The following is a 16,393-nucleotide window of genomic DNA, read 5'->3' on the forward strand; positions in this document are numbered from 1 at the left end:
TTGCAGGCGGCTCCGCGTGCCTTCCTGTCATTTATTCAACATGCCGCAGTTCGTATTGCCAACAGCAACTGCAATACATCTAGGGGGAACCAGATATTCGATGGAAAAATTAATGATTGGCGGTGGGCGTCCGCTGCAAGGCATGGTGACGATCAGCGGTGCAAAGAACAGCGCGATTGCGCTCATTCCTGCGGCGATTTTGGCTGAATCGGAAGTTGTTCTGGATAATTTGCCCTCCCTTAGTGATGTGGCCGTCTATTCTGAAATCTTGCAAGAGCTTGGCGCTGAAGTATCATGGTCTGGCAGCCAGATGCGAATCGATCCTTCACGGATCGTTTCAATTCCTATGCCTAATGGGCCCGTCAAGAAGCTTCGGGCGTCTTATTACATGATGGGTGCGCTCCTGGGACGCTTCAAAGAAGCCACCATCGGGCTTCCCGGAGGCTGCAATTTCGAGCCAAGACCTATCGACCAGCATATCAAAGGATTCGAGGCGCTCGGCGCGAGCGTAACCAACGAACATGGCGCCATTCATTTATATGCCAAAGAGCTGCGCGGCGCAAAGATATATCTGGATGTATCCAGCGTAGGCGCGACTATTAATATTATGCTGGCGGCTTCCCGGGCCAAAGGCTCTACCATTATCGAAAATGCGGCTAAAGAGCCTGAGATTATAGATGTAGCGACTTTACTTAATTCCATGGGCGCTGTCATTAAGGGCGCCGGAACCGAAACCATCCGGATCGAAGGCGTTACGGAGATGCACGGCTGCCGTCACTCCATTATTCCCGACCGGATTCAGGCAGGAACCTATATGATCGCGGCTGCAGCCACGCGCGGCGATGTGCTGATAGACAATGTTATTCCCAAGCATCTGGAGGCGCTAACGGCCAAGTTGCTTGAAATGGGCGTTGAAGTAGAGGAACTGGATGAGAGCATCCGGGTGATTGGCAAGATGGCTTACGAGCCGGCCGATGTCAAGGCGCTTATCTACCCAGGGTTTGCTACCGATTTGCAATCGCCGATGACCAGTATGCTGACGCAGGCGAAAGGCGTAAGCGTGCTTAGCGACTTCGTCTACAGCAACCGCTTCAAGCATGTTCCGGAGCTGCTGCGCATGGGGGCGAAGATACGCGTTGAAGGAAGATCAGCCATTATTGAAGGCAGCAGGCTGAATGCGGCTAAAGTTAAAGCGGCAGATCTTAGGGCCGGTGCTGCGCTGGTTATCGCCGGACTGACCGTAGAAGACGGCATAACGGAAGTGACCGGCGTCGAGTATATCGACCGCGGTTATGATAATCTCGTACCCAACCTCCGTGAACTGGGTGCTGAGGTGTGGCGGGAGCAAGAGTAATCCTCGAGAGCTTTTATACCTGAAGCGGAGTGCATGGTGTTCCGCCAATAACCAATCATGGTTATTGGCGGCCGCCATGCCAACCCGTAAAGGAATCCCCCGATTTTTATAAATTTTTTGACTTCCTGCATATCTTCTTCCGTTTTGGGTAATGCTATCCTAATGAGGATTTTTGCCATACAACTGCAACTATTTAAGCGAAATCAAATATTGTAGCTAAACCAGCTATCATATGATGTTGTGCAACCGATTCCTCGCTTCTGAATTCAGACATATGCTAGTAGTCAGCATAATGTCCCTGCGGTTATCCACCGGCGCCCATCGCGTCCAGTTGCCGCTCATCCACCCTCTGTCACCTATTTTTTCTGAAACGCCAGGATTGCTTTGTTGTTTTTTTGAGTTATATACTTTTTTCGAACTTATCTAAATTGAATAGGTGGTTATTACATGGATCTTCAAATTTCCGACTTGGAAGAAATGAAGCTGACCGACTTATACAAGTTGGCAAAAAAATATCAGATTCCTTATTATGGGCAGATGAAGAAGAGGGAACTGATCTTTGCTATTCTGCGCGCACAGGCGGAGCAGAGCGGTCTGATGTTTATGGAAGGCGTTCTGGAAATATTGCCGGAGGGCTACGGTTTTCTTAGACCGATCAACTACTTGCCAAGCGCTGAGGATATTTATATTTCGGCTTCACAAATCCGCAAATTCGATCTCCGTACCGGAGATTTGGTATCCGGCAAATGCCGGACCCCCAAAGAGAATGAACGTTATTTCGGACTGCTTCAGGTCAATGCCGTCAACGGCGAGAATCCGGCCAGCGCGGCCGAACGCCTTCATTTTCCGGCTCTTACGCCGTTATATCCCCAGGACAAGCTCTCGCTTGAAGCCTCGCCTACTCATTTGTCCACCCGCATCATGGATTTGCTTGCACCAGTAGGCTTGGGACAGCGCGGATTGATCGTCGCTCCTCCCAAAGCCGGGAAGACGCTCCTGCTCAAAGAGATTGCCAACAGCATCTCCACGAACAATCCTGAGATCGAACTGTTTGTACTGCTGATTGACGAACGTCCCGAGGAAGTAACCGATATGCAGCGTTCCGTAAAAGGCGAAGTGGTTGCCTCAACATTCGACGAGCTTCCTGAAAATCATATCAAGGTGGCGGAACTGGTGCTTCAGCGGGCGCTTCGTCTCGTCGAGCACAAAAAAGACGTCGTTATTCTGCTGGACAGTATCACACGTCTTGCACGCGCCTACAATCTCGTTGTTCCTCCTTCGGGCCGGACGCTTAGCGGCGGGATCGATCCGGCGGCATTCCACCGGCCTAAGCGGTTCTTCGGTTCGGCACGGAATGTCGAGGAAGGCGGAAGTCTGACCATTCTCGCGACGGCGCTGATTGATACCGGCTCACGGATGGATGATATTATTTATGAAGAGTTCAAGGGTACGGGCAATATGGAGCTTCATCTCGACCGCAAGCTTGCGGAGCGCCGCATTTTTCCGGCTATCGATATCCGCCGTTCCGGTACGCGCCGCGAAGAAGTGCTGCTGAGCAAGGAAGAGCTGGATACCATTTGGGCGATCCGCAAAAGTATGAACGATTCCTACGACTTTGTGGAGAGCTTTATTAAAAAGCTGCGCGACAGCAAGACGAACGCCGAGTTCCTGGCTTCCTTCGACGTTTCAGGCAGCAAGGATTCGGCGGCGGCTACCGCAAGCGGCGGAGGCACATCGAACAGCGGGGCTTCCGCGCGGCGGCCGATACGCACAAAGACTGCTTCCGTAACGACTACCACCTAAGAAATAAGTTCAAGAGGAGAATACTATGCATCTGGTATATGCCGATGGGCAAGGAAACGTATACGATCATCCCGAACTGCACGGGCTGGCCCGCAGCGGGGATATGATTGTCGAACTGCTGGAGGAAGAGTTAATTCCGCTGCCTGAAGGGGCAACGCTTTCTCTACTGCCGAATACGAGAGCCGTCGGAATGAATCCGTCTACCGGTGAAATGCTGCCGCTGCCGGAAGGCTCGCATGCGGTGGGAGCGCTGCTTCCGCAGGGCTTTACCCGTCTCTGTTTGCCGGGGTACATCAAGACTGATAAATCGTATAAGCTCCCGCTGTTCGGTTATTCAGCTGTCGTATGGAAAGACGGAGGCTTCTATGTGGCCGCCGAGCAGACCGATGATCCTTACAAATGGAATCCGCTCAACTGCGACCGCGATGCGGTGCGCAGCGGGGTGAACAGCCTGACTGGCAAATATCCGGAGAACCGCCTGTACGGGCATCTCTCCAATTGCGCGCTCGGCTATGAATGTCTGACCTCATCCAATACCTTTCTGAGCCGCTGGGAGGGAGGCGTCCCGGTATCCTATTCATGCAATGCGGGGTGTTTCGGCTGCATTTCGGAACAGCCGGATGACAGCGGCTTTGTCTCGCCGCAGACGCGGATGAATTTCAAGCCGAGAGTAGAAGAAATTGTGGAAGTTATGCTGGAGCATTTGAAGACGCCGGAATCCATTATCAGCTTCGGCCAGGGCTGCGAGGGAGAACCCTCTACACAGGCGAAGCTGATTATTGAAGCCATTCGTGAAGTCCGGTCCGTTACCGATATGGGTTATATCAATATTAATACTAACGCTGGCCTCAGCGATCATATCCGCGGGATTGTCGACGCCGGACTCGATTTGATGCGCGTTAGCACCATTAGTGCGCTGGATGATCACTACAACGCCTATTACAAGCCCCGCGGCTACACGCTGGCCAATGTGGAGAAATCACTAAAGTATGCAGCGTCGCAGGGTGTTTACGCCTCCATCAACTATTTGGTATTTCCGGGGGTCACCGACCGGGAGGAAGAGGTTGAGGCGATGGTGGAATTTGTGAGGCGTACCGGCCTCAAGCTCATCCAGATGCGCAATCTTAATATTGACCCGGAGAGCTATCTTGAGCTGATTCCGCCGGCCCGAGGCGAGATCCTGGGAATGAAGACAATGCTTGAGATCTTTCGTGAGGAACTGCCGGAAGTGGTAATCGGCTCGTATACGCATGTTCCTCCGGATGGGGAAGCACGGCCTAAGAAGGCCGTTGCGCAGGTTTCGCCGCAAAGCCGTAATATTTAATTCGAGGGGAAATCTATTGCTTCTAAGCTATGTTCGTGATAAACTGTATCTATATGTCTTATATTAACTCTGGGTCCGCCTGAGGCTCAGGGCAAAAGAGGTGAAATTTAAATGCAAACTGCAATTCAACCGAAATATAATGTCGTAACCGTAACTTGCGCCTGCGGCAACACGTTCGAAGCTGGTTCTGTGAAACAGGATCTGCGCGTCGAAATTTGCTCCGCATGCCATCCGTTCTTTACTGGCAAGCAGAAGTTTTTGGATGCCGGCGGCCGCGTCGACAGATTCAAGAAGAAATACGGAATCTAATCCGGTTTGCCGCTGGTCGGCAATGATCGGTAGGAAGCCCTCCGCCTTATGGCGGAGGGTTTTGTTTTTTTCTAATGAAGACCTGAGAGCTGCGTCCTTATAAGGATGACGAAGTCGGTTTTCTTATCCAGTTGATTTTTGCTTTGGCGTAGGCTATACTTATCTTCGCCGTGCTAGACGGGGAGGTAGCGGTGCCCTGTAACTCGCAATCCGCTATAGCGAGGTTGAATTCCTGTTAGAGGTGCTGTCGATGTGAGGTTTGGTCCCTACGCGCTGTGTTGACGGTTGGGTCCTCCGCAATGAGCGCTTGTGAACCTGGTCAGGTCCGGAAGGAAGCAGCCATAAGCAAGTTTGCTCTTGTGCCGGAGGGCAGCCTAGCCCGAGCAGCCGCGTAGGGTTGCCGCTCGGATCGCAGTCATCAATAACAGGTGCGCGGTTTAAATTATGATCATATCAAGCATCTTTGCGACAAGCGGAGATGCTTTTTGTTTTTGGTCTTGAGGCGGAGAATATAGTATAATAATGAAGCGATAAACGCCCGGGAAGCGGCGGTTGAAAGAGGGTAATGCTTAAGTGGAACACATCGCGTTGTACCGTGCCTGGCGGCCTCAGGCGTTCCAGGACATGGTCGGACAACAGCACATTATCCAGACGCTTCAGAACGCGATTCGCGAGCAGCGGGTTTCACATGCCTATCTGTTCAGCGGCCCTCGGGGTACCGGCAAGACGAGTGCCGCCAAAGTATTGGCCAAAGCAGTCAATTGCGAGCGGGGCCCGGGACCGGAACCGTGTAATGAATGTCCTTCCTGCTTGCGGATTGCTTCGGGCGCGGTGATGGATGTGCAGGAAATCGACGCTGCGTCTAACCGGGGCGTGGAGGAAATCCGCGACCTGCGGGATAAAGTGAAGTACGCCCCTACCGAGGTACGGCGTAAAGTGTATATTATTGACGAAGTGCATATGCTGACTACGGAGGCGTTTAATGCCCTACTGAAGACGCTGGAGGAGCCGCCTGCGCATGTTATGTTTATTTTGGCGACGACCGAGCCTCATAAGCTGCCGGCGACGATTATATCACGCTGTCAGCGCTTTGATTTTCGCAGAGTTTCGCTGGAGGAACAGACAAATCGGCTGAAGGTTATTTGCGAGAAGGAGGGCATTTCCGCCGAGGATGACGCGCTGCAGTATATTGCCCGCCTGTCGGACGGAGGGATGCGCGATGCGCTCAGCGTCCTGGATCAAATCTCCTCGTTTACCGACGGACATGTAACCTATCAGCAGGTGCTCGGCATGACCGGCGGTATACCTGCGGAGCAATTTGCCCGCCTGGCCAAAGCCATATTGGAGAGCGATATGGGTGGGCTGCTTGAATTGGTCGAGCAGCTGATGCATGAAGGGAAGAGCGCCGACAAATGTCTCGAAAATTTGCTGTACTATTTCCGCGATCTGCTTATGATCAAGATGGTGCCGGGTTCGGCCGGGCTGACCGACAGAGTGCTGAATCCGGCGGAATTCCAGGATATGGCTGCGGCCTTCTCGCGTGAGCGGCTGTTCGACATTGTAGACACGCTGAACCGTTATTTAGGCGAGATGAAATATGCCACGCATCCACAGACGTTGTTCGAGGTGTCGCTTATGAAACTCTGCAGTCCACAGGAGAATGAGAGCGGCTCTGGAGTGCAGGCACATATAAGCAGCGGTGCCGCACCGGTCGATCATGGGGAGCTGGATGTGCTCAAGCGGCAGATTGCCGCTCTGGAGAAGAAGCTGGAGCAAGCGCTTCAGTCCGGCGGTGTGTCTGGAAATGGCCGGGAGAGCACTGCTTCGAAGCCGGCGGGCGGCCGTGCTTCCGCCGCTCCGCGCGTATCCTCCACCTCCAAGCTTCCGCCGCAAATGGATAAATTCATAGCAGGCAAGGACAGCGGGGATTTTGCGAACGCATATACACAATGGAGTCAGGTGCTTCAGGCGGTTAAGGAAGAGAAGGTTACGGTCCACGCCTGGTTTGTTGACGGCGAACCCGTATCTATGACCGACGACGCGGTGCTCGTGGCGTTTAAGAACACGATACACCGGGAAACCACCGAGAAGCCGGCTAATAAGCAGGTTATCGAGCGCGTACTGGAGACTCGTCTGGGTAAGCCGTACCGTTTGGTCACTGTCATGCTTCGAGATTGGAATGAAGCCTCCGCGAAATCGGCGCAGCCTGCGCTCAAGGAAGAACTTCGACTGGAGCATGAACATGAGGCCGGGGAAGCCGCCAAAGAACCTTGGATTGACGAGGCCATTCAGCTTTTTGGTGAAGACCTCGTTGTCATAAAAGATTGACCCGCAGCATATCAATCGCGCAGGTTGCGCGCATTTACAAGGAGAGATAAGAAATGAACAATATGAACCAAATGATGAAACAAGTCAAAAAAATGCAGGAGCAGATGCTGAAAGCTCAAGAGGAGCTTGGCAGCAAGACGGTGGAAGGCTCCTCCGGCGGCGGAGTTGTAACCGTTCAAGTTAACGGACACAAGAAATTGCTGTCCATCGAAATCAAGCCGGAAGCGGTAGACCCGGAAGATGTGGAAATGCTGCAGGATTTGGTAATTACGGCAGTGAACGACGCTTTAACCAAAGCGGAAGAACTGGCAAGTTCGGATATGGGCAAATTTACCGGAGGCATGAAAATTCCGGGCCTGTTCTAATAAGTTGAAGCTTAAGTTAAACATAAAGGAGATATCTTATTGTATTACCCCGAACCGCTTGCCAAGCTGATCGATGCTTTTACGCGTTTGCCGGGAATCGGCCCCAAGACGGCCGCACGGCTTGCGTTTCATGTGCTGAACATGAAAGAAGACGAGACGATTGATTTTGCCAAAGCGCTCGTCAGCGTAAAACGCAATCTTCACTATTGTTCGGTCTGCTGCAATATTACCGATACCGACCCGTGCCGGATTTGCCAGGACAAAGCACGCGACGCTTCGGTAATTTGCGTGGTGCAGGATTCCAAGGATCTTGTCGCTATGGAGCGGACCAAAGAATTCAATGGATATTATCACGTGCTGCAGGGTGCTATCTCTCCAATGGAGGGCGTCGGGCCCGATGACATTCGGTTAAAAGAACTACTCACAAGGCTCAGTGATGAAAGAGTGCAGGAACTTATTCTTGCTACAAATCCCAATATCGAGGGAGAAGCGACGGCGATGTATATTTCCCGGCTCGTCCGTCCGTTTGAAGTCAAAGTAACAAGGATTGCCCATGGTTTGCCTGTTGGCGGCGATCTCGAATATGCGGATGAAGTGACCTTGTCCAAAGCGCTGGAAGGACGACGCGAGCTTTTTTAAAAACAACAGAACCCAATTTAGCGACAGAAGTCCGTCAAGGGCTTCTTTTTTTATGCAGTTTTTAAGACATCCGAACCTCTATTAGGTAATTATATTCCTGGATGCAACGGATATCTGTCCATGAGAACGCGCTACTTCCTGGTTCTAAGTTTGTCCTTGTCCCGATATGAATGAGAATGTACGGAGTGAAGTTTATCCGTCACAGACAATTCATTACAAAGGAGGAATCGAGGATGGGCTGGTTGAGCGGGTGGCGCCGGAAGGACGGCAATGGACTGGGGGAGGATCAAGATGAGAGTTGGAATGTGTTCACCGATGTGAGGAAGGCTCAAATGGAATGGGAAAGAGCTCATCTGATGTTTGATGAAGCTGTCGGTCAGGACCAGATTGATTATGCCATTTATATTTTGGAGGCCGCGGAGCGGAAGTATCAAATTCACCTGAAGCATGCCAAAAGAATCGGCTTAAAGAGCAACCAGTTATAAGAACCGTTCGAAGATGAGGAGGCAGTGACAATGAAACCAATAGCAGCAGGCATACTTATTCTATCCGCAGTGTTACTGGTAGCAGTCGTATTTAAAAAAAGATTGGGTTGGGGGTGGCTGGGCCTTTTCGGCTCCCACCTGATCTTGGCTGCAGTGGGGCTGTACATCGTCGATTTCACTCAATTGGCGGGAACGGTGTATATTCCGCTGAACCCGGCAACGATAGGAACCGTATCCGTTCTAGGTCTTCCCGGAGTGGTCATGCTTGCAGGCTTAAAAATTACCTTATTTGGGTAGTTGACGCGGATTCGCGTTATGTGATACATTAATATTCGGCTCTTCGGACAACATATCGAACAGTCAGTTATCGAAAAACGATTTGAAAAAGAAAAACAAAAAAACGCTTGACGATAACAAACAACCTGTGATATATTATAAAGGTCGCTGCGTGAGACGTAGTGATGCACTGAGAGAGACATTGATCTTTGAAAACTGAACAACGAGTGAGTGGGAATTCGCTTCTAGCGAGTTCCAAAAGAGATGGATTTCACAGCGGTTCACGCTTTGGAAAGGCCATCATGAGAATGCAAATTCTCGTCAGATGTTTCAAATTGAGCTAATCGCTCTTTCAATACCTTATTGGAGAGTTTGATCCTGGCTCAGGACGAACGCTGGCGGCGTGCCTAATACATGCAAGTCGAGCGGAGTATTTTTGAGAGCTTGCTCTCAAAAATACTTAGCGGCGGACGGGTGAGTAACACGTAGGCAACCTGCCCCTTGAACTGGGATAACTACCGGAAACGGTAGCTAATACCGGATAATTCCTCTTGGCACCTGCCAAGAGGCTGAAAGGCGGAGCAATCTGCTGTCAAGGGATGGGCCTGCGGCGCATTAGCTAGTTGGTGGGGTAACGGCTCACCAAGGCGACGATGCGTAGCCGACCTGAGAGGGTGAACGGCCACACTGGGACTGAGACACGGCCCAGACTCCTACGGGAGGCAGCAGTAGGGAATCTTCCGCAATGGGCGAAAGCCTGACGGAGCAACGCCGCGTGAGTGATGAAGGTTTTCGGATCGTAAAGCTCTGTTGCCAGGGAAGAACGTCTTGTAGAGTAACTGCTACAAGAGTGACGGTACCTGAGAAGAAAGCCCCGGCTAACTACGTGCCAGCAGCCGCGGTAATACGTAGGGGGCAAGCGTTGTCCGGAATTATTGGGCGTAAAGCGCGCGCAGGCGGCTGTTTAAGTCTGGTGTTTAAACCATGGGCTCAACCTGTGGTCGCACTGGAAACTGGGCAGCTTGAGTGCAGAAGAGGAAAGTGGAATTCCACGTGTAGCGGTGAAATGCGTAGAGATGTGGAGGAACACCAGTGGCGAAGGCGACTTTCTGGGCTGTAACTGACGCTGAGGCGCGAAAGCGTGGGGAGCAAACAGGATTAGATACCCTGGTAGTCCACGCCGTAAACGATGAGTGCTAGGTGTTAGGGGTTTCGATACCCTTGGTGCCGAAGTTAACACAGTAAGCACTCCGCCTGGGGAGTACGGTCGCAAGACTGAAACTCAAAGGAATTGACGGGGACCCGCACAAGCAGTGGAGTATGTGGTTTAATTCGAAGCAACGCGAAGAACCTTACCAGGTCTTGACATCCCTCTGAATCGTCTAGAGATAGGCGCGGCCTTCGGGACAGAGGAGACAGGTGGTGCATGGTTGTCGTCAGCTCGTGTCGTGAGATGTTGGGTTAAGTCCCGCAACGAGCGCAACCCTTGACTTTAGTTGCCAGCAGGTGAAGCTGGGCACTCTAGAGTGACTGCCGGTGACAAACCGGAGGAAGGTGGGGATGACGTCAAATCATCATGCCCCTTATGACCTGGGCTACACACGTACTACAATGGCCGGTACAACGGGAAGCGAAGCCGCGAGGTGGAGCCAATCTTATAAAGCCGGTCTCAGTTCGGATTGCAGGCTGCAACTCGCCTGCATGAAGTCGGAATTGCTAGTAATCGCGGATCAGCATGCCGCGGTGAATACGTTCCCGGGTCTTGTACACACCGCCCGTCACACCACGAGAGTTTACAACACCCGAAGTCGGTGGGGTAACCCGCAAGGGAGCCAGCCGCCGAAGGTGGGGTAGATGATTGGGGTGAAGTCGTAACAAGGTAGCCGTATCGGAAGGTGCGGCTGGATCACCTCCTTTCTATGGAGAATCGTTTCCCGCAGCGGAAACATTCAAATCGGAAGCTTAGCTTCCGGCAACGCTCACTCGTTGCTCAGTTTTGAGAGAGCAAACCTCTTTCTTAAGCGTTTGGTGGCGATGGCGGAGGGGTTCCACGCGTACCCATCCCGAACACGACCGTTAAGTCCTCCAGCGCCGATGGTACTTGGACCGAAGGGTCCTGGGAGAGTAGGACGCTGCCAAGCGCATCCTTATGGGGTTTCCATAAGAGTATATGCAAGATTAAGGGCCTTTAGCTCAGCTGGTTAGAGCGCACCCCTGATAAGGGTGAGGTCGGTGGTTCGAGTCCACTAAGGCCCACCACTTAAAATTTAATTCCCTTTTATGGGGCCATAGCTCAGCTGGGAGAGCGCCTGCCTTGCAAGCAGGAGGTCAGGAGTTCGATCCTCCTTGGCTCCACCAATCGTATAACATGCAAGAATCTTGATCCTTGAAAACTGGATACCGAAACGAAAATTGCGTTTTAGAACATCTTTTAGCTGAGCTTGTGTCAAGCGATTGAACAAGTGAAGTCAAAGTGCTTAGTTGGTTAAGCTAGTAAGAGCACACGGAGGATGCCTAGGCGCCAGGAGCCGAAGAAGGACGTGGCGAACAACGAAAAGGCCTCGGGGAGCTGTAAGCAAGCGTGGATCCGGGGGTGTCCGAATGGGGAAACCCGGCTGTGGTAATGCACAGTCACTCCTGCCTGAATTCATAGGGTAGGTAGAGGCAGACCAGGGGAACTGAAACATCTAAGTACCCTGAGGAAGAGAAAACAAGAGTGATTCCGTCAGTAGCGGCGAGCGAACGCGGAACAGCCTAAACCGAAGAGCTTGCTCTTCGGGGTTGTGGGACGTCTCACATGGAGTTACAAAGGAACGGTTTAAGCGAAGAGGTCTGGAAAGGCCCGCTGGAAGAGGTAAAAGCCCTGTAGCTGAAAAATCGTTCCCTCCGAGACGGATCCCGAGTAGTGCGGGGCACGTGAAACCCCGTATGAATCCGGCAGGACCATCTGCCAAGGCTAAATACTCCCTGGCGACCGATAGTGAAACAGTACCGTGAGGGAAAGGTGAAAAGCACCCCGGAAGGGGAGTGAAATAGTACCTGAAACCGTGTGCTTACAAGAAGTCAGAGCCCATTTTAGGGGTGATGGCGTGCCTTTTGTAGAATGAACCGGCGAGTTACGTTTAACGTGCAAGGTTAAGGCGAGGAGCCGGAGCCGCAGCGAAAGCGAGTCTGAATAGGGCGACGAAGTACGTGGGCGTAGACCCGAAACCGTGTGATCTACCCCTGTCCAGGGTGAAGGTGCGGTAACACGCACTGGAGGCCCGAACCCACGCACGTTGAAAAGTGCGGGGATGAGGTGGGGGTAGCGGAGAAATTCCAATCGAACTCGGAGATAGCTGGTTCTCCCCGAAATAGCTTTAGGGCTAGCCTCGGATTTGAAGTCGTGGAGGTAGAGCACTGATTGGGTGCGGGGCCCGCAAGGGTTACCAAGCTCAGTCAAACTCCGAATGCCATGGACTTGCGTCCGGGAGTCAGACAGTGAGTGCTAAGATCCATTGTCAAAAGGGAAACAGCCCAGACCATCAGCTAAGGTCCCCAAGTGTGTGTTAAGTGGGAAAGGATGTGGAGTTGCACAGACAACCAGGATGTTGGCTTAGAAGCAGCCACCATTGAAAGAGTGCGTAATAGCTCACTGGTCGAGTGACTCTGCGCCGAAAATGTAACGGGGCTAAACACACCACCGAAGCTATGGCTTGATGCTTTGCATCAGGGGTAGGGGAGCGTTGTATGCGGATTGAAGGTTGACTGTAAGGACAGCTGGACTGCATACAAGTGAGAATGCCGGTATGAGTAACGAAAAGATCAGTGAGAATCTGATCCGCCGAAAGCCCAAGGTTTCCTGAGGAAGGCTCGTCCGCTCAGGGTAAGTCGGGACCTAAGGCGAGGCCGACAGGCGTAGTCGAAGGACAACAGGTTGATATTCCTGTACCACCATAATCCGTTATGAGCAATGGGGGGACGCAGGAGGGTAGTGACGCGGACTGATGGATGTCCGTCCAAGCAGCGAGGCTGGTGTATAGGCAAATCCGTACACCATAAGGCTGGGCTGTGATGGGGAGCGAAAATTGTAGTAGCGAAGGTCATGATCTCACACTGCCAAGAAAAGCCTCTAGCCAGGAGAAGGTGCCCGTACCGCAAACCGACACAGGTAGGCGAGAAGAGAATTCTAAGGCGCGCGGAAGAACTCTCGTTAAGGAACTCGGCAAAATGACCCCGTAACTTCGGGAGAAGGGGTGCCTCGGTAGGGTGAATAGCCCGAGGGGGCCGCAGTGAAAAGGCCCAAGCGACTGTTTAGCAAAAACACAGGTCTGTGCGAAGCCGCAAGGCGAAGTATACGGGCTGACGCCTGCCCGGTGCTGGAAGGTTAAGGGGAGCGGTTAGGAGCAATCCGAAGCTGTGAACCGAAGCCCCAGTAAACGGCGGCCGTAACTATAACGGTCCTAAGGTAGCGAAATTCCTTGTCAGGTAAATTCTGACCCGCACGAATGGCGTAACGACTTGGGCGCTGTCTCAACGAGAGATCCGGTGAAATTTTAATACCTGTGAAGATGCAGGTTACCCGCGACAAGACGGAAAGACCCCATGGAGCTTTACTGCAGCTTGATATTGAACTTGGGTACGATCTGTACAGGATAGGTGGGAGCCTTGGAAGCCGGAGCGCCAGCTTCGGTGGAGGCATCGTTGGGATACCACCCTGATCGTATCTAGGTTCTAACCTGGTACCCTAAGCGGGTACGGGGACCGTGTCAGGCGGGCAGTTTGACTGGGGCGGTCGCCTCCTAAAGAGTAACGGAGGCGTCCCAAGGTTCCCTCAGAATGGTTGGAAATCATTCGAAGAGTGCAAAGGCAGAAGGGAGCTTGACTGCGAGACCTACAAGTCGAGCAGGGACGAAAGTCGGGCTTAGTGATCCGGTGGTACCGCATGGAAGGGCCATCGCTCAACGGATAAAAGCTACCCTGGGGATAACAGGCTTATCTCCCCCAAGAGTCCACATCGACGGGGAGGTTTGGCACCTCGATGTCGGCTCATCGCATCCTGGGGCTGAAGTAGGTCCCAAGGGTTGGGCTGTTCGCCCATTAAAGCGGTACGCGAGCTGGGTTCAGAACGTCGTGAGACAGTTCGGTCCCTATCTGTCGTGGGCGCAGGAAATTTGAGAGGAGCTGTCCTTAGTACGAGAGGACCGGGATGGACGTACCGCTGGTGCACCAGTTGTTCCGCCAGGAGCATGGCTGGGTAGCTACGTACGGACGGGATAAGCGCTGAAAGCATCTAAGCGTGAAGCCCCCCTCAAGATGAGATTTCCCAGTTTAGTAAGACCCCTTGAAGACGACGAGGTAGATAGGTTGGAGGTGGAAGTGCTGCAAAGCATGGAGCTGACCAATACTAATCGGTCGAGGGCTTATCCAAAAATAACGCAATGTTTCGTTTCGATCCAGTTTTCAGGCGATCAAGCCTGAATGAATTTGAAAGACCCGTCTTTAACGGTTCGGCAATAAGAAACGTAGAGATTTGTTTGGAGAGATACCCAAGTGGCTATAAGGGGACCCTCTGCTAAGGGGTTAGACTGCGTAAGCGGTGCGAGGGTTCGAATCCCTCTCTCTCCGCCATTTCAAATTCATTAATATTAGTATGGCGGCGTAGCTCAGCTGGCTAGAGCGTACGGTTCATACCCGTGAGGTCGGGGGTTCGATCCCCTCCGCCGCTACCATACATACGGAGGCTTAGCTCAGCTGGGAGAGCATCTGCCTTACAAGCAGAGGGTCGGGGGTTCGATCCCCTCAGCCTCCACCATTTGATAATTTAATATTGACATATGACATCTTGCCGGTGTAGCTCAATTGGTAGAGCAACTGACTTGTAATCAGTAGGTTGGGGGTTCAAGTCCTCTCGCCGGCACCATTGTCACAAATGCGGAACCGTGGTGTAGAGGCCTAACATGCCTGCCTGTCACGCAGGAGATCGCGGGTTCGAATCCCGTCGGTTCCGCCATTTTTATGTCAACTTATGGCTCGGTAGCTCAGTCGGTAGAGCAGAGGACTGAAAATCCTCGTGTCGGCGGTTCGATTCCGTCCCGAGCCACTTTCTTGGAGGCTTAGCGAAGTGGCCAAACGCAGCAGACTGTAAATCTGTTCTCTTACGAGTTCGGTGGTTCGAATCCATCAGCCTCCACCAGTATTTGAGCCATTAGCTCAGTTGGTAGAGCACCTGACTTTTAATCAGGGTGTCGAAGGTTCGAGTCCTTCATGGCTCATCCTGATTTAAACTAACCATCTCCTTAGGGTGATGGTTTTTTGCTATTTGAATTTATCGGAAGTTGCAAAAAAGCACTTTTTTTCCGGAGCCCGGCAAATATGATAGAATAGGCGAAAAGAGCAAAGTGGTGGAGTAAGTTGACAATGGACACTGAAACGTTGCGGCAAAAATTAGAGCAGCTCACCGGTAACAAGACAGGAATCAAGCAGTTTGGGAGGCAGCAGTCGGCTTCCCTTTTTGGTGCTGGACAGGAAGCGCAAGAGCAGTCGGTAGTATATGAGGGGAGTCTTTGGGTTCCCCTATATGAAAGCGAAGGCAGGGTTACCGCCCTTTGGATTGAGAAGGAGGGGCTTTCCCCGTTAGAGCTGCAGCTAGCGCAGTTCGCCGCTGAGAACTATGCTGCCGCGCTGAAGGCTTCGGGCTTCAAGGAAGAAGGAGAAACGGAAGCGCGGCAGCTTAGCGCATGGTTGAACACTCAGCTTGAGCTCGAGGATGGCGCCGGCGAAATTCCCGATGAAATTGCTTTAAAGAGCCGTCTGTTTACCGACATGATTCCTTTCCTGCTGATCAGCGAAAATGCACATGGTTCCGAAATTGCTTACCGGTCGCTGCTGAAATTGATACGCAGTTATTTCGATAGTTCGGCGCTGCTTATCCCTTTGCAGGAAAAAGAATGGCTGATCCTGACCCGTAAAGAGCTGCTGACCGGAACGGAAGACAAGGAAGAGCTTGAGGAAAGCGATGACGAGGAGCTATTAGCGCAGGCCTGTATGGGGCTTCACGAATTGATCGCCTCTGAATGGGTCGGAGTATTTCATGTAAGCGTGTCCTCCTCAATCATTCCAGTCAAAGGCTTGGCGGGAGTGATCGCGCTGCTGAGGGAGACGATCAGCCTTGGGCGTATTTTTCAGGTGGGAGAATATATTCATTTGCCTTGGGGGCTTCAGCTGGAGCGGCTGGTCAACAGTATTCCCGACGGGCGGCGCCGGCAGCTGCTTGGACAGTTTGGTGACTATACGGCCGTGCTGGCCGAGAAGGAGATGCTGCTGACACTGGAAACTTTTTTTCAGATGGATTGCAATGTCAGTGAAACGGCGAAGAAATTATACATTCATCGTAACACCTTGCTCTATCGTTTGGACAAGATTAAGCAGGAGACGGGAGCGGATGTACGGAGCTTTGGAGACGCCGCGATTATGAAGCTCACTATGCTATTGTATAAAGTGACGAAAAGGAAATAAGTTTTTTGTGAAC

At 52.2% G+C, this 16,393-nt stretch carries 10 protein-coding genes, 10 tRNA genes, 3 rRNA genes and 1 other RNA gene; all 24 read left to right on the forward strand.

Translation table 11 applies throughout. The annotated features are described in order from the left end of the window. Positions 1-100 precede the first annotated feature (100 nt). The 24 genes from KP014_RS03840 (at position 101) to KP014_RS03955 (ending at position 16,380) form a co-directional block, all read left to right on the forward strand. The gene (locus tag KP014_RS03840; RefSeq protein ID WP_036598431.1) at positions 101-1,354 is read left to right on the forward strand and encodes a UDP-N-acetylglucosamine 1-carboxyvinyltransferase; all 1,254 of its coding nucleotides are present in this window, start codon (positions 101-103) and stop codon (positions 1,352-1,354) included. A 447-nt stretch (positions 1,355-1,801) separates the two neighbouring features. Continuing rightward, positions 1,802-3,157 carry a transcription termination factor Rho gene (gene rho, locus KP014_RS03845; protein WP_090834830.1) on the forward strand — a complete coding sequence of 452 codons (1,356 nt, stop codon included), beginning with the start codon at positions 1,802-1,804 and terminating at the stop codon, positions 3,155-3,157. 25 nt (positions 3,158-3,182) lie between these two features. After that, positions 3,183-4,481 carry a radical SAM family protein gene (locus tag KP014_RS03850; RefSeq protein ID WP_036592382.1) on the forward strand — a complete coding sequence of 433 codons (1,299 nt, stop codon included), beginning with the start codon at positions 3,183-3,185 and terminating at the stop codon, positions 4,479-4,481. A 111-nt stretch (positions 4,482-4,592) separates the two neighbouring features. Further along, a complete protein-coding gene (rpmE, locus tag KP014_RS03855; RefSeq protein ID WP_025695904.1) occupies positions 4,593-4,790 on the forward strand; it encodes a 50S ribosomal protein L31 in 198 nt (65 codons plus the stop codon). Between the two features lie 168 nt (positions 4,791-4,958). Further along, an RNA gene (ffs, locus tag KP014_RS03860) (signal recognition particle sRNA large type) lies at positions 4,959-5,226 on the forward strand. Between the two features lie 137 nt (positions 5,227-5,363). Beyond that, on the forward strand, positions 5,364-7,118 hold the full coding sequence (gene dnaX, locus KP014_RS03865) for a DNA polymerase III subunit gamma/tau (RefSeq protein WP_036592379.1): 1,755 nt from the start codon (positions 5,364-5,366) through the stop codon (positions 7,116-7,118). Positions 7,119-7,171: 53 nt separating this feature from the next. Next, entirely contained in the window at positions 7,172-7,483 is a 312-nt protein-coding gene (locus KP014_RS03870) for a YbaB/EbfC family nucleoid-associated protein (RefSeq protein WP_036592377.1), read from the forward strand. 39 nt (positions 7,484-7,522) lie between these two features. Further along, a complete protein-coding gene (gene recR / locus KP014_RS03875; protein ID WP_025702379.1) occupies positions 7,523-8,122 on the forward strand; it encodes a recombination mediator RecR in 600 nt (199 codons plus the stop codon). A 233-nt stretch (positions 8,123-8,355) separates the two neighbouring features. Then, positions 8,356-8,607 carry a DUF2508 family protein gene (locus tag KP014_RS03880; protein WP_036592373.1) on the forward strand — a complete coding sequence of 84 codons (252 nt, stop codon included), beginning with the start codon at positions 8,356-8,358 and terminating at the stop codon, positions 8,605-8,607. Between the two features lie 30 nt (positions 8,608-8,637). Next, positions 8,638-8,904, forward strand: a complete 267-nt coding sequence (locus KP014_RS03885) for a pro-sigmaK processing inhibitor BofA family protein (protein WP_036592371.1) — start codon at positions 8,638-8,640, stop codon at positions 8,902-8,904. A gap of 339 nt (positions 8,905-9,243) precedes the next feature. Beyond that, positions 9,244-10,800: ribosomal RNA gene (locus tag KP014_RS03890) — 16S ribosomal RNA — on the forward strand. 107 nt (positions 10,801-10,907) lie between these two features. Continuing rightward, positions 10,908-11,024 (forward strand): 5S ribosomal RNA (rrf, locus tag KP014_RS03895). 41 nt (positions 11,025-11,065) lie between these two features. Then, positions 11,066-11,142 (forward strand) — tRNA-Ile (locus tag KP014_RS03900). A 23-nt stretch (positions 11,143-11,165) separates the two neighbouring features. Continuing rightward, positions 11,166-11,241, forward strand: a tRNA-Ala gene (locus KP014_RS03905). A 125-nt stretch (positions 11,242-11,366) separates the two neighbouring features. After that, positions 11,367-14,293 (forward strand): 23S ribosomal RNA (locus KP014_RS03910). The 16S, 23S and 5S rRNA genes sit together here with 10 tRNA genes alongside, the layout of an rRNA operon. Positions 14,294-14,401: 108 nt before the next feature. Continuing rightward, positions 14,402-14,493: transfer RNA gene (locus KP014_RS03915), tRNA-Ser, on the forward strand. A 24-nt stretch (positions 14,494-14,517) separates the two neighbouring features. Next, a tRNA-Met gene (locus tag KP014_RS03920) sits at positions 14,518-14,594 on the forward strand. A 7-nt stretch (positions 14,595-14,601) separates the two neighbouring features. Further along, a tRNA-Val gene (locus tag KP014_RS03925) sits at positions 14,602-14,677 on the forward strand. Between the two features lie 32 nt (positions 14,678-14,709). Next, a tRNA-Thr gene (locus KP014_RS03930) sits at positions 14,710-14,785 on the forward strand. 13 nt (positions 14,786-14,798) lie between these two features. After that, positions 14,799-14,875: transfer RNA gene (locus KP014_RS03935), tRNA-Asp, on the forward strand. A gap of 17 nt (positions 14,876-14,892) precedes the next feature. Then, positions 14,893-14,965: transfer RNA gene (locus tag KP014_RS03940), tRNA-Phe, on the forward strand. A gap of 7 nt (positions 14,966-14,972) precedes the next feature. Beyond that, positions 14,973-15,058: transfer RNA gene (locus tag KP014_RS03945), tRNA-Tyr, on the forward strand. A 6-nt stretch (positions 15,059-15,064) separates the two neighbouring features. Then, positions 15,065-15,137: transfer RNA gene (locus KP014_RS03950), tRNA-Lys, on the forward strand. A 145-nt stretch (positions 15,138-15,282) separates the two neighbouring features. Next, positions 15,283-16,380, forward strand: a complete 1,098-nt coding sequence (locus KP014_RS03955; protein ID WP_036590549.1) for a PucR family transcriptional regulator — start codon at positions 15,283-15,285, stop codon at positions 16,378-16,380. Positions 16,381-16,393: the final 13 nt, after the last annotated feature.

The sequence above is a fragment of the Paenibacillus sophorae genome, from assembly GCF_018966525.1.
GTDB classification, from domain to species: Bacteria; Bacillota; Bacilli; order Paenibacillales; family Paenibacillaceae; genus Paenibacillus_AQ; species Paenibacillus_AQ sophorae.